The sequence below is a fragment of the Amycolatopsis sp. NPDC114503 genome (assembly GCF_055633655.1).
In genome coordinates this window covers 551,238-571,443 of the sequence record NZ_JBVKDT010000006.1, presented here as the reverse complement: position 1 = coordinate 571,443, position 20,206 = coordinate 551,238, and the positions used below count along the sequence as shown (strand labels likewise).

Here is a 20,206-nt window from a genome sequence, read left to right as displayed (position 1 = left end):
GTTCCTTGACATCCGTATTGGTCTAGTCCATTTTGAGGTGATCTGGCTCACTGCCCATGCGGAGGTCTGCCCGTGTCCCCACACCCGTCCCCCCGGCGGCTGCCTGCCCTGGTGTCCCTGCTGGCCTCGGTCGCGCTCGCGCTCGGCGTCACGCTCGCGCTCGGCACCGGCAGCGCGTCGGCCGCGAACATCCTCGCCAATCCCGGCTTCGAGAGCGGCGCGCTCTCCGGCTGGACCTGCAGCGGAACCGCGTCGGTCGTCTCGACCCAAGCGCACGACGGCAGCCACTCGCTGAGCGCGGCGCCGTCCGGCTCCGACACCGCGCAGTGCTCCCAGCAGGTCACTGTGCAGCCCAACACCGCGTACAAGCTGTCCGCGTGGGTCCAGGGCAGCTACGTCTACCTCGGCGTCTCCGGCTCCGCGGTGCAGAACACCTGGACGCCCGGCGCGACCGGCTGGCAGCAGCTCAGCCTGAGCTTCACCACCGGATCGTCCACGAGCCTCACGGTGTACCTACACGGCTGGTACGGCCAGCCGGCCTACCTCGCCGACGACGTGAACCTCGACGGCCCGGGCACCCCGCCCACCACGTCCACGACGCCGACTTCGCCGACGTCCACCACTCCGACCACGCCGACGAGCCCGACGACGACCACCACGACCAGCACCCCGCCGCACAACGGCGACCTGCCGAAGCACATCCTCACCGGCTACTGGCAGAACTTCGACAACGGCGCGAAGACGCTGAAGCTGGCTGACGTGCCCACGACGTACAACGTCATCGCGATCGCCTTCGCCGACGCCACCACCACGCCCGGCGCGGTGAGCTTCACGCTCGACCCGGCTCTGTCGTCGAAGCTCGGCGGCTACACCGACGCGCAGTTCCGCGACGACATCAAGACCGTGCAGGCTCGCGGCCAGAAGGTGATCATCTCGGTCGGCGGCGAGAAGGGCACGATCAGCGTCGGCGACAGCTCGTCGGCGAGCAACTTCGCCAATTCGGTGAAGCAGCTGATCTCCACGTACGGCTTCGACGGCGTCGACATCGACCTGGAGAACGGCATCAACGCCACCTACATGGGCCAGGCGCTGCGCAGCATCCACGACGGCGGCGGCTCGGTGATCACCATGGCGCCGCAGACGATCGACATGCAGTCCACCCAGGGCGGCTACTTCCAGCTGGCGCTGAACATCAAGGACATCCTCACCGTCGTCAACATGCAGTACTACAACTCGGGCGCGATGAACGGCTGCAACGGGAACGTCTACTCCCAGGGCACAGTCGACTTCCTCACCGCGCTCTCGTGCATCCAGCTGCAGGGCGGCCTGCGGGCCGACCAGGTCGCGTTCGGGCTGCCGTCCTCGGGCTCGGCGGCGGGCGGCGGATACCAGTCGCCGTCGAACGTGGTGTCGGCGATGAACTGCATGGCCAAGGGCACCGGCTGCGCTTCGTTCAAGCCGTCGACGACGTATCCGGAGTTCCGCGGCGCGATGACCTGGTCCATCAACTGGGACGCGTCCAACGGGTACTCCTTCGCCAACACGGTCAGCGCGGGCTTGAAGAACCTGCCCTGATCGAACGCACCAGGTAGTCGGCCGGGTCGAGTGCCCTGGTCCGGCGGTCGTATTCGGTGACCAGCCCGGGCCAGTTGGTGCTCACCCGGCCGTTTTCCTGCCGGTACCAGCTCGTGCAACCGCTCCAGACGCTGTGCGAGAGCCGTGCTTGCACCTCGCGGTCGTAGCGTTCTTCGACGTCGGCGCGCACTTCCAGCGACGCCACGTCCGGCCGGGCGAGGTGTTCGACAGCCTGGCGGAGGTAGCGGGCTTGCCGCTCGATCATGTAGATGATCGAGCCCGCGCCGAGGTTGGTGTTGGGGCCGTAGACGCAGAACAAGTTCGGGAATCCCGGCACCGTCATGCCGAGGTATGCCCGCGCGCCGCCGCGCCACGTCTCCGCCAGCGACCGGCCGTCGCGGCCGAGCACCTTCATCGGGCCGAGGAATTCGGTCGCCTTGAAGCCGGTGCCGTAGATCAGCACGTCCACTTCGTGTTCCACGCCGTCCGCGGTACGCACACCGCGCGGGGTGATCTCCTGGATCGAGGACGTTTCGACAGAGACGTTCGGCTGCGCGAGCGCGGGCAGGTAGTCGTTGGTGAACAAGATCCGCTTGCAGCCCAACGGATAGTCCGGCTTCACGCGGCGGCGCAGTTCGCGGTCTTTGAGATGACGGCGGCGCAGCTGGGCTGTGCGCAGCTCGAAGATCTTGGTGAGCAACGGGTACCGCGTCATGCCGTAGGTCGCGTACTCGGCGAGCAGGAAGATCCGGGCGCGACCGAACAGCTGTGTCTTCGGCAGGCGGCGGAAAAGCCGTTTCTGCCAGGCTGCGTACCGGCCGTCGTTCTTGCCCATGATGTAGGGCGGCGTGCGCTGGAAGACGGTGACGTGCGCGGCTTCTTTGCGGATCTCCGGGACGAACTGGATCGCGCTCGCGCCGGTGCCGATCACCGCGATCCGCTTGCCCGCCAACGGGATTTCGTGGTTCCACTCAGCGGAGTGGAATGCCGCGCCAGCGAAGGTCTCGCGGCCGGGGATCGACGGCCAAGCCGGTCGGGAAAGCTGGCCGACGGCGGGCACGAAGACGTCTGCCTCGAAGGTTTCGCCTTGCGCGGTCTCGACCCGCCAGCGGCCGTTGTCGTAGGTCGCGGACGTGACCTCGCGGCCGTAGCGGATGTGCGGTCCGATGCCGTACTTCGCGATCACGCGCTTGAGGTAGGCGTGGATGTCCGGCTGCATCGCGTACCGCTTCGGCCAGTCCGGATTGGGCTCGAAGGAGAACGAGTACAGCGGCGACGGGATGTCGCAGGCCGCGCCGGGGTAGGTGTTCTCGCGCCACACGCCGCCCGGTTCGGCCGCCCGCTCCAGGATCGTGACGTTCGGGAAACCGGCGCGCTTCAGCTCGATCGCGGCGCCGATTCCGCCGAATCCGGTGCCCACTACCAGCACCGACGGGGTGTCGTCCATAGGCCGAAGCTACGCAGGCGGCTGCCGGTGCGGAAGGGCAGCGGCGGCCACTCGATCGAGAATTCCGGCCAGCGGACGCGGCTACTCGCTCATCATCCGAACCTCGTGCGTCTTGCCGGGCTCGGCCCACGCGAGAAGCTTCCGCCCGGCGCTCTCCAAAGCTGCGGTGTCGCGTTTCGAGATGCGCTCGAACGGCGTGAGGACCATCGTCGCCGACTCGCGCGTGGTCTTCGTTTCCCAGCTCCCGCGGACCCGGCCGTCTACTAGGAGAGTGCCTTTGACCAGGCCGTTGATGGTGATCACGCGTTTGCGATGCTCGTCGCTGATCATCCGCGTGCGGTCGGCGTAGGACAGCAGCGTCTGGTCGAACGGACCGAGCAGCCGCGGCGGAACGGGCGTGTCCTCGTCGGGCAGCGTGGCGTCCGGCAGGTCGTAGAGCGTGCGGCCTTCGGGATCGAGATAGGTGCGCAGGTCCATCTCCTCGATCACCTCGCCGAGCTTCGTGACGCCAGCCCAGGCCTGCACGTCCGCCACCGTCGCCGGACCGAACGCGGCGAGATAGCGGCGGACCAGTTCGGCGGCGGACGGCTCCGGCGCGGCGACGCCGTCGAGCCAGTGGTCCGCGACCTGATACGTCGGCTGCCCGGCCTTGCCCCAGACCCCGCGCGGCGGGATCTGCACGAGCGGCAGGATGGCGCGGACCAGGAACATCAGCGACGCGGCCGGGGTCTCCGGATAGTGCTCGACCAGCGCTTTGCCGAGCTGGTCGCTCGAATACGGCCGCTCGCGCAGGAGTTCGCCGGTCGTCTTCGCCACGGCGTCGTGATCGAGCTTGGACAGCGGCTCCCGGTGCTGGTTGGCCGCCGTCAGAGCGCGGTCCATGACGATCTGGACCAGCGGACGCCAGGCGAGCGCGTCGGCGGCGGGGACGAGATGCACCGTGCCGCGCATCAGCACCATCCGCACCACGCTGCGGTCGAGCAGCAGGCTCGCGAGATCGTCCGGCCGGAAACCCGCCAGCCGGCACCACAGCGCGTAATACGGCGGGAACGGCGCTTGCGCTTGCAGTCCGGCGAGGTGGGCGACGGCGTCGAGAACCGCCATCTTGGCGGGCTTCAGGAGCAGCTGCCGGTCGAGGGTCGCGCGGTTGAGGAGGCGGTGGGAAAGGTGCACGGCGGGAGCTTAACGAGCAACCCGGACAGTTTTGGCCCTCGATCGGCACGCGGCCCGGCGGTTGATCCATAATTCCGGCCATGGCCGAGCTAGCCGCACCCGCCATCCGCGACTGGGACTACCCGCGCGGCACGGCGAGCGTGCTGCTCATGCACCGCTTCGCCGAGGAACAAGGCGTCACGCTGCCTGGCGTGCCAGCCGAGGAATTGCGCGCACCGGACCGGCAGCTGGACGCTCGGCAGGAATTGGCCGTCGTGCGCGCGTTGCTGTCGACGGTCGGGTCGGGCGACGACGTCGCGCTCAGCCTCGGCTGCCGGTATCGCGCGACGACGTTCGGGATCTTCGGCTTCGCGTGCATCAGCAGCCCGACGATGCGCGACGCGATGGTGTTCGCGCTGCGGTATCTGGATTTGTCGTTCACCTTCTGCATTCCGCACGTCGAGCTCGACGCCGCCGGACTCCGTCTGGTGCTGGACGATTCGCGGGTTCCCGAAGACGTCGCGCGGTTCCTCGCGCTGCGCGACCTGTCCGCGATCTGCACCGTCATGCGGGACCTCTTGCCGGAGATTTCCTTGGAACGGCTGGAGTTCCGTTTCCCGTCATCGTCCTTTGTGGACTCCTATCGGACCGCGTTCGGGATTAGCCCGATTTTCGGGGCGGCCGAGCATCAGGTCACCCTTGATCCGGAGCTGTTGAACCTTCCGTTGCCGCAGGCCAACGAGCAAACCGTCGCGTTGTGCGCCGCGCAGTGCGACGCCCTCGTCGCCCGTCGCCGCACGCGATCGGGAGTCCCGCAGCTGGTGCGGGAACGACTGGTACGGCTCGGCGGAGCGGACGCCGGGATGGACGAGATCGCCCGCCAGCTCACGCTCAGCGCGCGAACCCTGCGGCGTCGGTTGACCGAGGCGGGCACCGGCTACCGCCAGCTCCTGGACGAAGTTCGCCAGACGCTCGCCGAGGAAATGCTCGACACCGGCGTGCTGTCCGTCGACGACGTCGCGCTCCGTCTGGGCTACGCCGAAGCGTCGAGCTTCATCTACGCGTTCAAACGCTGGACCGGCACGACGCCCGCCGCGTACGCGCGCCGCAACCGTTAGTTCTTTTGCGCCACTACCGCCGGATAGGTGACTTCCAGCAGCTGCACCAGCGATTCCACCAGGAACGCGCGCAGTTCGGCCCGTTCCAGCGTGCCGCGGACCAGCCACTCCCGGGACGCGGCGCGCAACATCCCGCCGTACGCGCGGATCATCGCCCGCAGCTGCGGATGTCCGTTCGCGGGCAGCAGGGCGGCGGCCAGCACGCGGTCGGCGGCGATCTCGTCGGCCTCGCGCATGATCCGCTCCACCTCGGGGTCGTGCGCCGCGTCGATCACCGTGAGCCAGGCGTCGCGGTTGCGTTCCACGACGTCGATCCATCGGTCGATGCCGACCTCCAGCCGCAGCCGGGGCGGGCCGTCGGGCAGCGCGTCGACGACCGGGGCGGGCACGATCGTCATCTGCCGCACCACTTCGAGATACAGCTCGCGTTTGCCGCCGAAATAGTGGTTGATCAGCGGCCGGGCGACCCCCGCGGCCGCCGCGATGTCCGAAGTGGACACCGAGGAGTAGCTGCCCGCGCCGAAACACCGCCGGGCCGCGGCGAGGATCTCGGCGCGGCGCTGCGCGGGGTCCAGCCGCCGCCGGGGTCCGCTGCTCACCGCGCCAGCCTCGCCGCCGGGCGAGGTCGTTGTCAACACGTTGCCGACCGCGCGGCGGTGCTGTCACCGGATGCCGTTACCCAACCGGAACAACCGGCAGGTAACTCCGGCCGCCCCGTCCGCGACCTTCAGCCGGGGGACGTGGGGCGAGCGGGAGCGGGCGATGAACGGCACGGATCAGCAGCCGCGGCCGTCCGGCCGGTGGGTCGGGGTGCGGTTGCACTACCGGCACGTCCGGATGGACGACCGGCCGTGCGCTACCGGCTGCCCGGAGGACGAGCTGACGGTGTCGTATCCGGGGATACTGATCAGCAGCTACGACGACGGCGACCTGGTGGGGGAGCGGTGGATCCCGCTGGGAGCCGAGCCGAGCGAGGAGGACGACGAGGCGCTGATCGAACAGCTGCGGGCGGCCCTGTGGTGGCAACTGGGCGAAACGCAGCCGGACAGCTGACCAGCGGTCCGTGAAGGGAATCCTGGGGGAATCAGATTCCCTCAGGGTTCCCCTCACGGACTTCCCAGCCGCCGTTGGGTCTGGTGCGTCCAGGCTGTCGACTGCCGGGAGAGTGCCAGTCAGCGGCGGCCAGCATCTACTCGGAGTCGCTTCTTCGCCAGTGAACTGTCCACTATGGATGATCCGCGAACCGGGAACATCCATTCGGCGGGCTTCAGCGCTCGGCGAATGCCCTCACGCTGAAGCCCTACCCGGCGTTACGCTCCTGATCCGGTGACCGCCCGGTCGGCAGTCTCCGTCTTCTCGCGCAGGTCCACGCCCCGGGTTTCCGGAAGCGTGAACACGACCAGCGCGCTGATCACCATCAGCACGATCCCGTAAATGATGAACAGCGACGGATGTCCGTTCCCGGCGAACAGCGTCTGCAAATACGGTGCGGTACCGCCGAACGCCGCGACCGCGATCGAGTACGGCACGCCGACGCCGACCGCACGGATGCGGGTCGGGAAGATCTCCGCGTAGACCGCCGGGCCGATGGAGGAGAAGCCGGCCATGAACAGCAACGCGATCGACATCGCCACGAACAGCTGCCACGGCTCGTGCCCGACCATCGCGTTCAGCGGGAAGCTCAGCACGAGCAGGCCAGCGATCGCGATGAACAGCACCGGTTTGCGGCCGATGCGGTCGGACAGCATTCCCCACAGTGGCAAGGCGATCAGGAACACGACGTTTGCGAACACACCCGCCCACAGCGCACCGGTCGGGGCGACGCCGCGCACGGTGATCGCGTACGACGGCGCGGCGACGGCCCACATGTAGTAGATGACCGTCGCGCCGACCGTCAGCCCGATGACCTGCGCGAGCAGCTTCGGGTTCTGCTTGAGCGTCTGCCAGATCTGCCCCTTCTCCTTCGAAGCGTTCTTCTTCGCGGCCTGGAACACCTCGGTCTCTCGCATGCGAAGCCGCACGTAGAGCGAGTAGATCCCGAAGACGCCGCCGAGAATGAACGGGATCCGCCAGCCGAAGGACAGCATCTGCTCGTGGGTCAAAACGCCGGAGAGGACCGCGCCCAGCAGGGTGCCGACGAGGACGCCGCAGGTGCCGGAGAAGTAGATCAGGCTCGACCACAACCCGCGGCGAGCCGGCGGAGCGACCTCGGCGATGTAGGTCTGCGCGGACGGCAGCTCGCCGCCGTGCGCGAGGCCCTGGGCCAGCCGTGCGACCACGAGAATGACCGACGCCCACACGCCGATTTGGCCGTACGTCGGGGAAAGGCCGATGACCAGGCTGCCGGCGGCGGCGATCGCGACGGTCAGCGACATCGCCAGCTGACGGCCTTTGCGGTCGGCGATCCAGCCGAACACCCACCCGCCGACCGGCCGCGCGGCGAACCCGACCGCGAACACGGCCAGCGTGCTCAGCAGCGCCGAAACCGCGCTGTGGGCGTTGAAGAACTGCGCGGCGAAGAAGGACGCGAAGGTGGCGTAGACGTTCCAGTCAAACCATTCCATCGCGTTGCCGGCACCGAGCCCGAACAGGGTGCGGCGACGGTCTGGGACCACAGAAGTCATCGCAGTGCTCCTTCGGCGAAACGGTCCAGACGGCGGACGGCGAGCTCGGCGTAGACGGTGGCGGCGCGGGACAGCACGGACGGATCGAAATCGGCGTACGGGCTGTGGTTGTTGGGCGCGGTGTGCGGTTCGAGGCCCGGCATCAGCGCGCCGAGGCCGAGGAACGTGCCCGGCACCGCGGCGAGCACGCGGGAAAAGTCCTCGGAACCGGCGACCGGGTTGGGCAGCTCGGTGTAGTACTGCTCGCCGATCGTCTCGCGGACGACCTCGGCTCCGAACGCCGTCTCGTCGACATCCGTTACGGTCACGGGATATTCGTTCTCGAACACGACGTCCGCGGTGACGCCGTTCGCCCGCGCGACACCGTCGATCGTCTCGCGGATGGTGGTGTCCAGCAGGGCGGCGGTGTCGTCGGAGAAGCAGCGGACGGTGGCCTCGAACTCGGCTGTCGCGGGGATGACGTTGCGCTTGGTACCGCCGCGGATGACGCCGACGGTGAGCACCGCCGGGTCGAAGATGTCCAGCCGGCGCGTGATCATCGTCTGCAGTGCGGTAATCATCGCTGCCGCAGCCGAGATCGGATCCTTGGCGCGGTGCGGCATCGACCCGTGACCGCCCTCGCCATGCACAGTCACGAGGAGCTTGTGCGAAGCGGACATCAGCGTCCCGGGGCGGCTCGCGAACTGGCCGGTGGGGAGCATCGACGAGAAGACATGCATTCCGTACGCGGCGTCCACGCGTCGGCCGGCAGCGTCGAGCACGCCTTCCTTCAGCATCACGCCCGCGCCGTCCCAGCCTTCTTCGCCAGGCTGGAACATCAGGACGACGTCGCCGTTGAGCCGGTCTCGATGCGTGTGCAGCAATCGAGCCGCACCGACCAGCGACGTCGTGTGCAGGTCGTGGCCGCACGCGTGCATCGCGCCGTTGGTGGCGGCGAAGTCGAGCCCCGTCGCCTCCTGCACCGGGAGCGCGTCCATGTCGGCGCGCAACAGGACTGTGCGCGGCTGAGCCGAATCCCGGGCCGAGCCTTCGCCGCGAAGCACCGCGGTCACCGACGTCGTGCCGGTTCCGGTGGACACCTCCAGACCGAGCCCGTCGAGTTCGCGCAGCACCCGTTCCTGAGTGCGGGGAAGGTCGAGGCCGATCTCGGGCTCGCGGTGCAGGTCGCGGCGCAGCCGGGCCAGGTCGTCCTGCTGGCTGCGGGCGTCTTCGTGGAGGTCCACCGGCTCGGCTCCTCTTCGTCGGGGAACGGCGTCTTGGTGGTCGAGTGTGCGAACTGACGCCCGATATCGGGTTAGAGTTGTCGGAATCGCTCGCAGATTGGCCCTCTGGAGAAGAAACAGTGATCGACTCGCTGGAGGAGGAAGACTTTTCGCTCATCCACGCGCTGCAACTGCGCCCCCGCGCCACCTGGACGCAACTGGCCGCGGCGCTCGACTCCTCCCCGGTGACGCTGGCGCGGCGCTGGGAGCGGCTGCGCGACGGGGGAGCGGCCTGGGTGACGGCGTATCCGCACGTGCCCGGGCTGTACCAGGTGCAGGCCGCGTACGTGGAAATCCGCTGCGCGAGCGGCCAGGTGCGGGAGCTGATCCGGGAGCTGTCGACGTGGCCTTCGGTGGCCAGCATCGAGGAGGCTTCGCGCGAGTACAGCCTGGTGCTGACGGTGTTCGGTCTCGGCCTGCGCGACCTGTCCGCCCTGCTGCTGGACGCGATCCCCAGCCTGCCCGGAGTGCTCAACACGCGCTCGCATCTAGCGTCGCGCCTGCACGTCGAGGGCAGTTCGTGGCGAGTGGGCGCTTTGGATAGGCGACGCGTGCAGGCTCTCTCGCAACTACCGTCCATCGGCGGCGGGCGGCTGGCCAAGCTGCAGCCGTGGGAAGAGCCTTACGCCCCGCTGACCGTCGCCCTGGGCGAAGACGGCCGACGCAGCGCCGCGGACCTCGCTCGGATCACCGGACGCCCCGTGTCGACTGTGCGGCGTCAGCTCGGACATCTGCTGAACGCCGACGCGCTGACGTTCCGCTGCGAGATCGCACAGGGGCTGACGCCGTCGCCGATCGTCGTGAACTGGTGGTGCCAGGTTCCGGTGGCGCATGTGTCGACGTGCGTGGACCGGTTGCGCGCCAACCCGACTGTGCGGCAGATGGCGAGTTTGCCGGGGCCCGCGAATCTGTTGGTGACTACGTGGATGCGCTCGATCGAGGAGTCGATGCGGATGCAGGAGCATCTGGAGCAGGACCTGGCTCCGCTGTCGGTGGTGGATTCGGCGCTGATCCTGCGGACGGTCAAGCGGATGGGATGGCTGCTGGACGATTTGGGGCGGAGTACGGGGTTTGTGGTGACTATGCCTGCGCCTGCTCGGGAGGAGCGCTGAGCGAGCCGGTGAACTCCTCGAGGTGGACGTCGGTGCCGCGTAGCTGACGGAGAAATTCGACTACGTCGGGGAGCAGGACCCGGCCGGAGATGGTCAGCGCGGCCAGTTGGGGAAGGCGGTTGCCGGAGGCCAGGAGGCGGGTGAGCTGGCCGGCGTCGAGGGTGAGCACGCGGAGGGCCGGTAGGTGGGCTAGTTGGCTGATTGCCGGGATGTCCAGGCCGCTGACGGTGAGCCGGGTGAGGTTCGGGAGGGTGGCCAGCGGCGCTAGGTCGACGGGGTGGGCGAGGTCGCTGAGGGTGAGGTCCCACAGGGTCGGATGACCGGCGAGCGCCTTGAGGTCGGTCTGTTCGGCGGCGATGGTGAGGGATTCCAGGAGCGGAAGGTTCGTCACGGTGGGAGTCACGGTTTTCGCGCCGCGCACGCCGATGTCGCGCAGCGAGCCGAGCGGCTCGAACTCTGTCAGGTCGAGGTCGCCGTCGTGGCGGAGATAGCAGGCCTGGACCAGCTCCGGATGTTCGATACCGAGGATCGCTTCAGGCGGGGCAGCACCGTTGCGGACGCTCTCAACGGGGCCTCGGACCGGAAGCCCGGCGAAGGACGCGTGGACTTCGATCCGCTGATCGCCTTCGTGGAGGGTGTATCGGCCCGCGCGCAGCGCCTTCAACACTTCCTCGATCATCTCGGTGACTGAAGCGCCGACCAGGTGTGGTGTTTCGGAAGAGCCGTACGCGAGCACCTGCCCCGACTGGCCCTCGACGTCCGGGTCGAGATCGACAGCGAGGTACTCGTCGCTGTGGTCGCCGCCGAAGGTCACCCACCAGTCGTTGCGGAAGACGCGTTTGAGCCGCCCCGGCGGGTTGGCGCCGAACACCGGGCGGATGTCTTCCAACGGGCTGTCGCAGTGGACATCGGCGCACGAACCGGGCAGGTCATCGTAGTAGTACTCCTTGACGAGAGTTTCCAGCGAATCATGGGCGTAGTAACTGAGCAGTCCGGTTTCGCCGGTATCCTGGCCGACCAGGCGGAAGAGCGCGCGCAGGTCTTCCGGCAGCCGAACCCCGATCTGGGCTTCGGCGGCGGAGATCTCCTCCTCGCTGGCTCCCGGAGCCCAGTAGGGGGCGTGTCCCATGATCGCGGTGTACCGCTCCGCGAATTCCTCGACGAGAGCACCGACTTCCCGCAATACCGCCGGATCAGTCGGCGCCCCGGTCGGCTCGATGCCCGCCGGTCGCGGCATGCCGTGCAACGGGTGTCCGGGGTACCGGAAATCCGGGTCGAACACGAAGCCAGCCCGCTGGGCCAGCAGATCGACGTCAGGGCTGAACGAGGACCGGTAACTGCCGTCCTGGCGCAGCCGCGTCTCGTACACCCCGCGCGGTGAGTCGGACGAGAGCACTCCATGGGTGCTGACGTGCACGTACGGATCGTCCGGCGGCTCCTCGTCCAGCCAACCCGAAGTCCGGGTTCCCCAGTTGTGCCACGAGATCTGCAGCACCGCGTCCGACCGGCGGTCGCCGACCGCGTCGCGGAGCCGTTCTGCCAACGCCTGCCCGATCTCCCCCAAGTCCACAAAGCCAGCCTAGCGAGAAATGCCCACCGGCAGAGGCGTCAAGCACGCAACCCGTCGAACGCCATCTTGCACACCGCGTCCGCCAGCTCCTCCGGAGACGACCCCCGCCGCGGCCGGTACCACTCAATCAGCGAGTTCACCGTGCCGAACAGCAGCCGCGCCGCGATCGCCGGGTCGATGTCCGGCCGGACATCCCCCTCCGCCTCGGCCTGCTTCACCAAATCCGTCACCAGATGATCGAACTCGCGCCGCCGCGCCAACGCCGCCCGCTCAGCCTTCGTATTGCCACGCACCCGCAGCAGCAACGTCACGAACGGCAGCCGATCCGCCAGCACCAGCACACTCCCGCGCACCAGATGCTCCAGACGGTCGATCGCCCGCCCGTCGAGAGCTTCCGTCGCCTCCGCGACCTCGAACAGCCCGTCCAGAGCCCGCCCCACCGCCAGCCGCAGCAGCTCTTCCTTGCTCGGCACGTGGTGGTAGATCGCGGATTTCGTGATGCCGAGCTTGCGCGACAGGTCCTCCATGCTGGTCCCGTCGTAGCCGCGGTCGTTGAACAGCTTGACCGCGACCTGGAGCAGCGACTCCAGGTCGTAGCCGGGACGGCCGCGGCGGGCGGGGGTCGTCACGAGCGTTCGTCCAGCACGCGGCGCATTTTACCGAGCGAACGCTCGAGGGTGTCCGGGTCCACGACCTCGACCGAAACACTCACGCCGACGCCGTCCTTCACCCCGGCGGCGACCGCGGAGGCCGCCAAGGACCGGCCCTCGGCGGTCGTGTCGGCGCGGGCTTCGACGCGCACGGTGAGGTGGTCCAGGCGGCCGCGGGTCGAGCGGACCAGCTGGAAGTGCGGGCTCAGCCCCTCGGTGCGCAGGACGATTTCCTCGATCTGCGTGGGAAAAACGTTGACCCCGCGCAAAATAATGAGATCGTCGCTGCGGCCGGTCACCTTCTCCATCCGGCGGAAGGCGGGACGCGCGGTGCCGGGAAGCAGGCGGGTCAGGTCGCGGGTGCGGTACCGGATGATCGGCAGCGCCTGTTTGGTCAGCGACGTGAACAGCAGTTCGCCGCGTTCGCCCTCGGGCAGCACCTGCTCGGTGAACGGGTCGATCACCTCGGGGAAGAAGTGGTCCTCCCAGATGTGCAGGCCGTCCTTGGTTTCCGCGCATTCCTGCGCGACACCCGGACCCATCACCTCGGACAGGCCGTAGATGTCGACCGCGTCCAGCGCGAACCGTTCTTCGATCTCGCTGCGCATCTGCTCGGTCCACGGCTCGGCGCCGAAAATGCCCACCTTCAGCGAACTGGCTCGCGGATCCACGCCCTGGCGCTCGAATTCGTCGAGCAGCGTCAGCATGTACGACGGCGTGATCATGATGATCTCCGGCTTGAAATCGGTGATCAGCTGGACCTGCCGGGCGGTCATCCCGCCGGACGCCGGAATCACTGTGCAGCCGAGCTTTTCCGCGCCGTAGTGCGCGCCGAGCCCGCCGGTGAACAAGCCGTATCCGTACGCCACGTGCACCTTGTGCCCCGGCCGCCCGCCCGCCGCGTGGATCGAGCGCGCCATCACCGTGGCCCAGGTGTCCAGGTCCTTCTCGGTGTAGCCGACGACGGTCGGCTTTCCGGTGGTGCCGCTCGACGCGTGGAGCCGGCGGATCTGGTCCTGTGGCACGGCGAACATGCCGAAGGGGTAGTTGTCGCGCAGGTCTGCCTTGGTGGTGAAGGGGAACTTCGCCAGGTCGCCCAGTTCGCGACAGTCATCCGGGTGTACGCCCGCGTCGTCGAACTTCTTGCGGTACAGCGGGACGTTCTCGTACGCATGCCGCAGGGTCCACTGCAGCCGTTCCAGCTGGAGCGAGGCCAGCTCGTCGGCGCTGACGTTTTCGGCGAGGTCTGCAGTCACTGTGTTTCCCGGGTCTTCTCGATGACGCGGCTGCGGCCGCGGAATTCGGCGACGACTTCGGGCCCTTCGGGGGTCTCCCGGTGCACCGTGACGTCGTAGATGCCGTTGCGGCCGTAGCGGGTGCGCTCGGCGGCCGTCGCGACGAGGTGGTCGCCCAGTTTTCCGGCGGCGACGAACGAGATCTCCGCGCCCGAGGCGACGGTGACCGGCCCGTACGTGTTGCAGGCGAGGGCGAAAGCGGTGTCGGCGAGCAGGAACACGTAACCGCCGTGGGCGATGTCGTGGCCGTTGACCATCGTCTCGGTGACCTTCATCGTGGCCACCGCGCGGCCGTCGGCCGCCTCGACGAGTTCGATGCCGAGCGAGCGGGACGCTTCGTCGGTGTCGAACATGGTGTGCGCGGCGTTGCGGGTCACGAATTCGCCCTCCGGAATGGTGACTTACTGACCGAACGGCCGGTAATCCTGACGGGAGCCCAGTAAAGGCCGCGACTCGGGCGGTGTCAAGCAATGCGGGGGTTCCGATCAGCGGGGAGAACGGCTATCCTGCGAATTACTGAACGTCCGGTTGGTAATTCGGCGAGAGGGTCGGCATGGTTCTGCTCCGCAGCTACGTCTCCGGGGGATGGCACACGGCGCCTGGCGAGGGCGTCCCGCTGCACGACGCGGCGACCGGGGAGGAAGTGGCCCGGATTTCGTCGGAGGGGATCGACTTCGCCGCCGCGCTCGACTACGGCCGCACTGTCGGCGGTCCGGCGCTGCGGAAGCTGACGTTCCATCAGCGGGCCGCGCTGCTTAAGGCGCTCGCTTCGCATCTGCGAGAGCACCGCGAAGAGCTGTACGCGTTGTCGGCGCGCACGGGTGCGACGCTCGGCGACTCGAAGTTCGACATCGACGGCGGCATCGGCGTTCTGTTCAGCTACGGCTCGAAGGGCAAGCGCGAGCTGCCGAACGACACCGTGTACGTCGACGGCGCGGTCGAGCCGCTGAGCCGCGGCGGCACGTTCGTCGCGCAGCACATCGCGACGCCGCTGCAGGGCGTCGCGGTTCAGATCAACGCCTTCAACTTCCCGGTCTGGGGTCCGCTGGAGAAGTTCGCGCCCGCGTTCCTCGCCGGCGTGCCGAGCCTGATCAAGCCGGCCAGCCAGACCGCGTATCTGACCGCGCGGCTCGTGGAGCTGATCGTCGAGTCCGGCATCCTGCCGGAGGGCACGGTGCAGTTCGTCGCGGGCAGCGTCGGCGATCTGCTCGACCACGTCACCGCGCAGGACCTGGTGTCGTTCACCGGCTCCGCGTCCACCGCGCAGAAGCTGCGCGCGCACCCGGCGATCGTGCGGAACTCGGTGCGCTTCAACGCCGAGGCCGACTCGCTGAACTGCTCGATCCTCGCCCCGGACGCCCGTCCGTCGACGCCGGAGTTCGACCTCTTCGTCAAGCAGCTGACCACCGAGATGACGGTGAAGGCGGGCCAGAAGTGCACCGCGATCCGCCGTGCGTTCGTCCCGGCGGAGATGCTGGACGACGTCGCCGAGGCGGTCAGTGCTCGGCTCGCCAAGGTGACCGTCGGCAATCCGAATGCCGAGGGTGTCCGGATGGGCGCGCTGGCCAGCCTGGAGCAGCGCGAGGAGGTACGCCGTTCGCTGAAGGCCCTGCTCGACGCGGGCAGCATCGTCTTCGGCGACCCGGAGCACGTCGACGTCGTGGACGGCGACGAGGCGACCGGCGCGTTCATCTCGCCGATCCTGCTGAAGGCGGACCCGGAGCGCGCGGAGCCGCACGAGGTCGAGGCGTTCGGCCCGGTGTCCACGCTGATGCCGTACACGTCGGTCAAGCAGGTCATCGAGTTCGCGGCACGCGGCGGCGGCAGCCTGGCCGGCTCGGTCGTGACTGGTGACCCGGTGTTCGCCCGCGAGATCGTGCTGGGCGTCGCGCCGTACCACGGTCGGCTGCTCGTGCTGGACAGCGAAGACGCGAAGGAGTCCACCGGGCACGGTTCGCCGATGCCGCAGCTGGTGCACGGCGGCCCCGGTCGCGCGGGCGGCGGCGAGGAAATGGGCGGTATCCGCGGCGTGCTGCACCACATGCAGCGCACGGCCGTGCAGGGCAGCCCGACGGTGCTCGGCGCGGTCACCGGCCGGTGGGTCGAGGGCGGCCCGCGGATCGAGGACGACGTGCACCCGTTCCGGAAGTCGCTGGCCGAGCTGAAGGTCGGCGACTCGGTGGTGGCCGGTCCGCGCACCGTCACGCGCGCCGACATCGACCACTTCGCCGAGTTCACCGGCGACACCTTCTACGCGCACACCGACGAAGCGGCGGCAGCGGCGAACCCGCTGTTCGGCGGCATCGTGGCGCACGGCTACCTGGTAGTCTCGTTCGCCGCGGGCCTGTTCGTGTCGCCCGAGCCGGGTCCGGTGCTGGCCAACTACGGCCTGGAGAACCTGCGCTTCCTCACGCCGGTGAAGGAGGGCGACGCGCTGACGGTCACCTTGACGGCCAAGCAGATCACGCCGCGGATCGACCAGGAATACGGCGAAGTCCGCTGGGACGCCGACGTCACCAACTCCGACGGCGACTCGGTCGCGAAGTACGACGTGCTCACTCTCGTCTCGAAGGAGCAGCCGTGACCGCTGTGGCAGAGCCCGAATTGGAAGCCCTGTTCGAGCACACCATCGAACGGGACCAGCGCATCGAACCGCGCGACTGGGTTCCCGAGGGCTACCGCAAGACGATGATCCGCCAGATCGCGCAGCACGCGCATTCGGAGATCATCGGCATGCAGCCGGAAGGCAACTGGATCACCCGCGCGCCTTCGTTGCGGCGCAAGGCGATCCTGCTCGCGAAGGTCCAGGACGAGGCCGGGCACGGGCTGTACCTGTACTCCGCGGCGGCGACGCTCGGCGCGGACCGCGCGGACCTCACCGACAAGCTCATCACCGGCAGGCAGAAGTACTCGTCGATCTTCAACTACCCGACGCTGACCTTCGCCGACGTCGGCGTGATCGGCTGGCTGGTGGACGGCGCGGCGATCTGCAACCAGGTGCCGCTGTGCCGGTCGTCGTACGGGCCGTACGCGCGGGCGATGATCCGGATCTGCAAGGAGGAGTCCTTCCACCAGCGGCAGGGCTACGAGCTGCTGATGACCATGATGCGCGGCACTTCTCAGCAGCAAGAGATGGTGCAGGAGGCGGTGAACCGCTGGTGGTGGCCGTCGCTGATGATGTTCGGCCCGCCGGACGCGGATTCGCCGAACACCGCGCAGTCGATGGCATGGAAGATCAAGCGGCACACCAACGACGAGCTGCGGCAGCGCTTTGTCGACATGTCCGTGCCGCAGGCCGAGGTGCTCGGCGTGACCTTCCCGGACCCCGAGCTGAAGTGGAACGCCGAGCGGGAGCATTACGACTTCGGCGCGGTCGACTGGGACGAGTTCAAGAACGTGCTCAAGGGCAACGGCCCGTGCAACGCGGCCCGGATCGCGCATCGTCGGCGCGCGCACGACGACGGTGCCTGGGTTCGAGAAGCTGCTGCGGCGCACGCGGCCAAGAAAGAGGTTTCGGCATGAAGCACGACTGGCCGCTGTACGAGGTGTTCGTCCGCGGGAAGCGGGGCCTGAACCACGTGCACGTGGGTTCGCTGCACGCGGCGGACGACGAGATGGCGCTGCACCACGCGCGCGATCTCTACACGCGTCGCAACGAAGGCGTGTCGATCTGGGTCGTTCGCGCCTCGGACATCACCGCGTCGTCGCCGGACGAGAAGGACCCGTTCTTCGCGCCCAGCGGGGACAAGGTGTACCGGCACCCGACGTTCTACGACATTCCCGACAACGTTCCCCACATGTGAGGTCTGGGATGTCTTTCGACAACGTCTACGAAGCCATCACCGAGGACAACGACGCTCGGTGGGCGTTCGGTACTGGGTTCGCCGACCCGCTGTCCGGTGTGGACACTTCAGTTCCGTCCGGAGTGGACAGTGCGCAGCTGGCCGCGTATTGCCTGATGCTGGGCGACGACGCGTTGATTTTCTCGCATCGGCTGCAGGAGTGGGTCAGCAATGCGCCGGAGCTGGAGGACGAGGTCGCGATCGCGAACATCGGCCTCGATCTGCTCGGCCAGGCGCGGTTGCTGCTGGCTCGGTCCGGCAAGGCGGACGGCACTGATCGGTCTGAGGACACGTTCGCGTTCTTGCGCGCGGAGAACGAGTTCCGGAACGTGCGGCTGGCTGAGCTGGGTGGCGGGCACTTCGGGCACTTGATCGCGCAGCTGTTCGTGTTCTCGACCTGGCGGCTCGCGTTGTTCCAGCAGTTGGAGTCCAGTGTGGACCCCGTGCTGGCGGCTATCGCGGCCAAGGGTGTGAAGGAATTGGCCTATCACCGGGACTATGCCGCGCAGTGGCTGGTTCGGTTGGGCGACGGGACGCCGTTGTCGCACGAGCGGATAGCCGAGGGCTTGGCCGCGGCTTGGCCGTATGTCGAGGAGCTGTTCTCGACGCATCCGGCGGAGCTGGTGGACGCTGCTTCGTTGCGGCCGGAGTTCGACGCCGTGGTGGATCAGGCGTTGGCCGCGGCGACCTTGGAGCGGCCGGAGGTCGGGGCTATTGCTGGGGTTTCCGGTCGCACCGGCCGAGACGGTGTCCACACTGAACAGATGGGCTTCCTTGTGGCTGAGCTGCAGAGCGTGGCTCGGGCGATGCCTGGAGCGTCGTGGTGACCGCGGTCGCGGTGGCTTCTACGGTCACTGATCCGGAGTTGCCGATGCTGACGCTCGCGGATCTGGGAGTGTTGCGCGAAGTGTCCGAAGAGGACGGTCGGGTTACGGTGTCGATTACGCCGACGTACACCGGTTGTCCGGCCATGGACACCATGCGGGACGACCTGGAGCACGCGTTGCGTGGTGCGGGGTATGTCGAGATCGACATACGCACTGTGCTGGAACCGGCTTGGACGTCGGATTGGATCAGCGAGGACGGGCGGCGGAAGCTGGCTGAGGCCGGGATCGCTCCGCCGGGGTCTGCTCCTCGCCGGGCGGCTGGGCCGATTCCGTTGACACTGGGGCCTTCCCTGCGTCGCGTCGCGTGTCCCCACTGCGGCTCGCTCGACACTGAAGAACAGTCCCGGTTCAGTGCGACCGCATGCAAAGCCTTGCGGCGCTGCCGGTCCTGCTGGGAGCCGTTCGAACACGTCAAGGAGATCTGAGTGACTGCCACCGTTTCCCGCCGCACCGGGTTCCACCCGCTGCGGGTGGCCGACGTCGAACGGCTCTGCGACGACGCCGTGGCCGTCACCTTCGACGTGCCCGAAGAACTGGCCGAAACCTATGCCTTCGCGCCCGGCCAATCGCTTACGCTGCGCCGGATCGTGGACGGCCGGGACGAGCGCCGGTCGTATTCGATCTGCGCCGCGGCGGGGGAGCGGCCCCGGGTCGGGGTGCGGCTCGTGCCGGACGGGATGTTCTCCTCGTGGCTGGTCAATGAGGTTCGCCCGGGGGACACCGTCGAGGTGTCCGCGCCGACTGGATCGTTCACGCCGGACCTTGCCGCTGGCGGCCACCACGTGCTGATCGCTGCCGGTTCCGGGATTACGCCGGTGTTGTCTATTGCGGCTTCGTTGCTGGCTACTCCGGATGCTTCGGTGACTGTCCTCTATGGAAACCGTCGCACCGATACGGTGATGTTCGCCGACGATCTGGCTGATTTGAAGGATCGCTATCCGGCTCGGCTGGAACTGGTGCATGTGTTGTCCCGTGAACCTCGCGAGGCCGAGTTGTTCACTGGGCGGTTGGACGCGGACAAGCTGAGTGCGTTGTTCGGGTCGATCGTGCCGGTCGAGGAGGTGGACCATTTCTGGTTGTGCGGGCCGTTCGGGATGGTGACTTCCGCGCAGGATCTCCTTGGGGCGTTGGGGGTTCCGGGGGAGCGGGTTCATCAGGAACTGTTCTATGTGGACGATGTGCCGCCGGAGCCGGTCAAGCATGTTGATCCTGCTGTCCCCGGGGCTTCGTCTGAGGTGACGCTGGTGCTGGATGGTCGGTCTACGACGATGAACTTGCCGCGTGAGTCCTCGGTGTTGGACGGTGCGCAGCGGTTTCGGCCGGATTTGCCGTTTGCTTGCAAGGGCGGGGTTTGCGGGACTTGCCGCGCGCGGGTGACTGAGGGGGCGGTGGATATGCGGCGGAATTTCGCGTTGGAGAAGGCTGAGGTGGAGGCTGGGTTTGTGCTGACCTGTCAGTCGCATCCGGTTTCTGAGCGGGTTACTGTGGATTTTGATGCTTGAGGTGGGTTTTTGGTCGGTTAGCGGTTGCGTGGGGGCACCCCGAAGCTGAGTGTGACTACGGCGCGGAGGGGGTTTTGGAGGGGGGGAAGAAGGCCTTCCAAACAACCCCCCCCCACGTTTTTTTTTTCCGCCCTGAAAAAAACACCCCCGAAACCCCCCCCCCCAAACCC

At 67.9% G+C, this 20,206-nt stretch carries 19 protein-coding genes; 10 read left to right on the top strand and 9 right to left on the bottom strand.

Going from position 1 to position 20,206, the window contains the following annotated elements; all coding sequences use genetic code 11:
- The first annotated feature begins 72 nt into the window (after positions 1-72).
- Positions 73-1,575 carry a chitinase gene (locus ACZ7OI_RS28070; RefSeq protein WP_470267133.1) on the top strand — a complete coding sequence of 501 codons (1,503 nt, stop codon included), beginning with the start codon at positions 73-75 and terminating at the stop codon, positions 1,573-1,575.
- On the opposite strand, the gene ACZ7OI_RS28065 is transcribed toward ACZ7OI_RS28070, so the two are convergent.
- Together ACZ7OI_RS28065 and ACZ7OI_RS28060 are read right to left on the bottom strand one after the other, a co-directional pair.
- Complete coding sequence (locus tag ACZ7OI_RS28065; RefSeq protein ID WP_470267132.1) at positions 1,547-3,022, bottom strand: flavin-containing monooxygenase; 1,476 nt, start codon at positions 3,020-3,022, stop codon at positions 1,547-1,549. The genes ACZ7OI_RS28070 and ACZ7OI_RS28065 overlap by 29 nt on opposite strands.
- 81 nt (positions 3,023-3,103) lie before the next feature.
- Positions 3,104-4,195, bottom strand: a complete 1,092-nt coding sequence (locus ACZ7OI_RS28060; RefSeq protein ID WP_470267131.1) for a winged helix DNA-binding domain-containing protein — start codon at positions 4,193-4,195, stop codon at positions 3,104-3,106.
- Between the two features lie 80 nt (positions 4,196-4,275).
- Between ACZ7OI_RS28060 and ACZ7OI_RS28055 the strand changes: the two genes are divergently transcribed.
- Positions 4,276-5,292 carry an AraC family transcriptional regulator gene (locus tag ACZ7OI_RS28055; RefSeq protein ID WP_470267130.1) on the top strand — a complete coding sequence of 339 codons (1,017 nt, stop codon included), beginning with the start codon at positions 4,276-4,278 and terminating at the stop codon, positions 5,290-5,292.
- Here the strand turns inward: ACZ7OI_RS28055 and ACZ7OI_RS28050 are convergent.
- Complete coding sequence (locus ACZ7OI_RS28050) at positions 5,289-5,891, bottom strand: TetR/AcrR family transcriptional regulator (RefSeq protein WP_470267129.1); 603 nt, start codon at positions 5,889-5,891, stop codon at positions 5,289-5,291. The two genes, ACZ7OI_RS28055 and ACZ7OI_RS28050, sit on opposite strands and share 4 nt — an antisense overlap.
- A gap of 70 nt (positions 5,892-5,961) precedes the next feature.
- Between ACZ7OI_RS28050 and ACZ7OI_RS28045 the strand changes: the two genes are divergently transcribed.
- Entirely contained in the window at positions 5,962-6,345 is a 384-nt protein-coding gene (locus ACZ7OI_RS28045; RefSeq protein WP_470267128.1) for a hypothetical protein, read from the top strand.
- A gap of 257 nt (positions 6,346-6,602) precedes the next feature.
- Here ACZ7OI_RS28045 and ACZ7OI_RS28040 read toward each other — a convergent pair whose 3' ends face one another.
- Together ACZ7OI_RS28040 and ACZ7OI_RS28035 are read right to left on the bottom strand one after the other, a co-directional pair.
- On the bottom strand, positions 6,603-7,916 hold the full coding sequence (locus ACZ7OI_RS28040) for an MFS transporter (RefSeq protein WP_470267127.1): 1,314 nt from the start codon (positions 7,914-7,916) through the stop codon (positions 6,603-6,605).
- Complete coding sequence (locus ACZ7OI_RS28035; RefSeq protein ID WP_470267126.1) at positions 7,913-9,139, bottom strand: M20 metallopeptidase family protein; 1,227 nt, start codon at positions 9,137-9,139, stop codon at positions 7,913-7,915. Before ACZ7OI_RS28035 ends, ACZ7OI_RS28040 begins: the two co-directional genes overlap by 4 nt.
- Positions 9,140-9,258: 119 nt before the next feature.
- Between ACZ7OI_RS28035 and ACZ7OI_RS28030 the strand changes: the two genes are divergently transcribed.
- Positions 9,259-10,290: an Lrp/AsnC ligand binding domain-containing protein gene (locus ACZ7OI_RS28030; protein ID WP_470267125.1), complete on the top strand. Its 1,032-nt coding sequence runs from the start codon at positions 9,259-9,261 to the stop codon at positions 10,288-10,290.
- Here ACZ7OI_RS28030 and ACZ7OI_RS28025 read toward each other — a convergent pair.
- Genes ACZ7OI_RS28025 through paaI form a run of 4 tightly spaced genes read right to left on the bottom strand, consistent with a single transcriptional unit; the run spans position 10,259 to position 14,158 of the window.
- Positions 10,259-11,860, bottom strand: coding sequence for an SMI1/KNR4 family protein (locus tag ACZ7OI_RS28025; protein WP_470267124.1), 1,602 nt, complete (start codon positions 11,858-11,860; stop codon positions 10,259-10,261). The two genes, ACZ7OI_RS28030 and ACZ7OI_RS28025, sit on opposite strands and share 32 nt — an antisense overlap.
- A gap of 38 nt (positions 11,861-11,898) precedes the next feature.
- Positions 11,899-12,489, bottom strand: coding sequence for a TetR/AcrR family transcriptional regulator (locus ACZ7OI_RS28020; RefSeq protein ID WP_470267123.1), 591 nt, complete (start codon positions 12,487-12,489; stop codon positions 11,899-11,901).
- The gene (paaK, locus tag ACZ7OI_RS28015) at positions 12,486-13,766 is read right to left on the bottom strand and encodes a phenylacetate--CoA ligase PaaK (protein WP_470267122.1); all 1,281 of its coding nucleotides are present in this window, start codon (positions 13,764-13,766) and stop codon (positions 12,486-12,488) included. The genes ACZ7OI_RS28020 and paaK overlap by 4 nt, the downstream gene beginning before the upstream one ends.
- Positions 13,763-14,158: a hydroxyphenylacetyl-CoA thioesterase PaaI gene (gene paaI, locus ACZ7OI_RS28010; protein WP_470267170.1), complete on the bottom strand. Its 396-nt coding sequence runs from the start codon at positions 14,156-14,158 to the stop codon at positions 13,763-13,765. The genes paaK and paaI overlap by 4 nt, the downstream gene beginning before the upstream one ends.
- Before the next feature lie 200 nt (positions 14,159-14,358).
- On the opposite strand from paaI, the gene paaZ reads away from it, so the two are divergent.
- From paaZ to paaE, 6 genes are read left to right on the top strand one after another with little or no spacing between them, the layout of a single operon-like run.
- Positions 14,359-16,389, top strand: a complete 2,031-nt coding sequence (gene paaZ / locus ACZ7OI_RS28005) for a phenylacetic acid degradation bifunctional protein PaaZ (protein ID WP_470267121.1) — start codon at positions 14,359-14,361, stop codon at positions 16,387-16,389.
- Positions 16,386-17,327: a 1,2-phenylacetyl-CoA epoxidase subunit PaaA gene (paaA, locus tag ACZ7OI_RS28000; protein WP_470267120.1), complete on the top strand. Its 942-nt coding sequence runs from the start codon at positions 16,386-16,388 to the stop codon at positions 17,325-17,327. The genes paaZ and paaA overlap by 4 nt, the downstream gene beginning before the upstream one ends.
- A complete protein-coding gene (gene paaB, locus ACZ7OI_RS27995; RefSeq protein WP_009073848.1) occupies positions 17,324-17,608 on the top strand; it encodes a 1,2-phenylacetyl-CoA epoxidase subunit PaaB in 285 nt (94 codons plus the stop codon). Before paaA ends, paaB begins: the two co-directional genes overlap by 4 nt.
- 8 nt (positions 17,609-17,616) lie before the next feature.
- Positions 17,617-18,474 carry a 1,2-phenylacetyl-CoA epoxidase subunit PaaC gene (paaC, locus tag ACZ7OI_RS27990; RefSeq protein ID WP_470267119.1) on the top strand — a complete coding sequence of 286 codons (858 nt, stop codon included), beginning with the start codon at positions 17,617-17,619 and terminating at the stop codon, positions 18,472-18,474.
- Positions 18,468-18,959: a 1,2-phenylacetyl-CoA epoxidase subunit PaaD gene (paaD, locus tag ACZ7OI_RS27985; protein WP_470267118.1), complete on the top strand. Its 492-nt coding sequence runs from the start codon at positions 18,468-18,470 to the stop codon at positions 18,957-18,959. Before paaC ends, paaD begins: the two co-directional genes overlap by 7 nt.
- Positions 18,960-20,036, top strand: a complete 1,077-nt coding sequence (paaE, locus tag ACZ7OI_RS27980) for a 1,2-phenylacetyl-CoA epoxidase subunit PaaE (RefSeq protein ID WP_470267117.1) — start codon at positions 18,960-18,962, stop codon at positions 20,034-20,036. It abuts the gene before it with no gap.
- Positions 20,037-20,206: the final 170 nt, after the last annotated feature.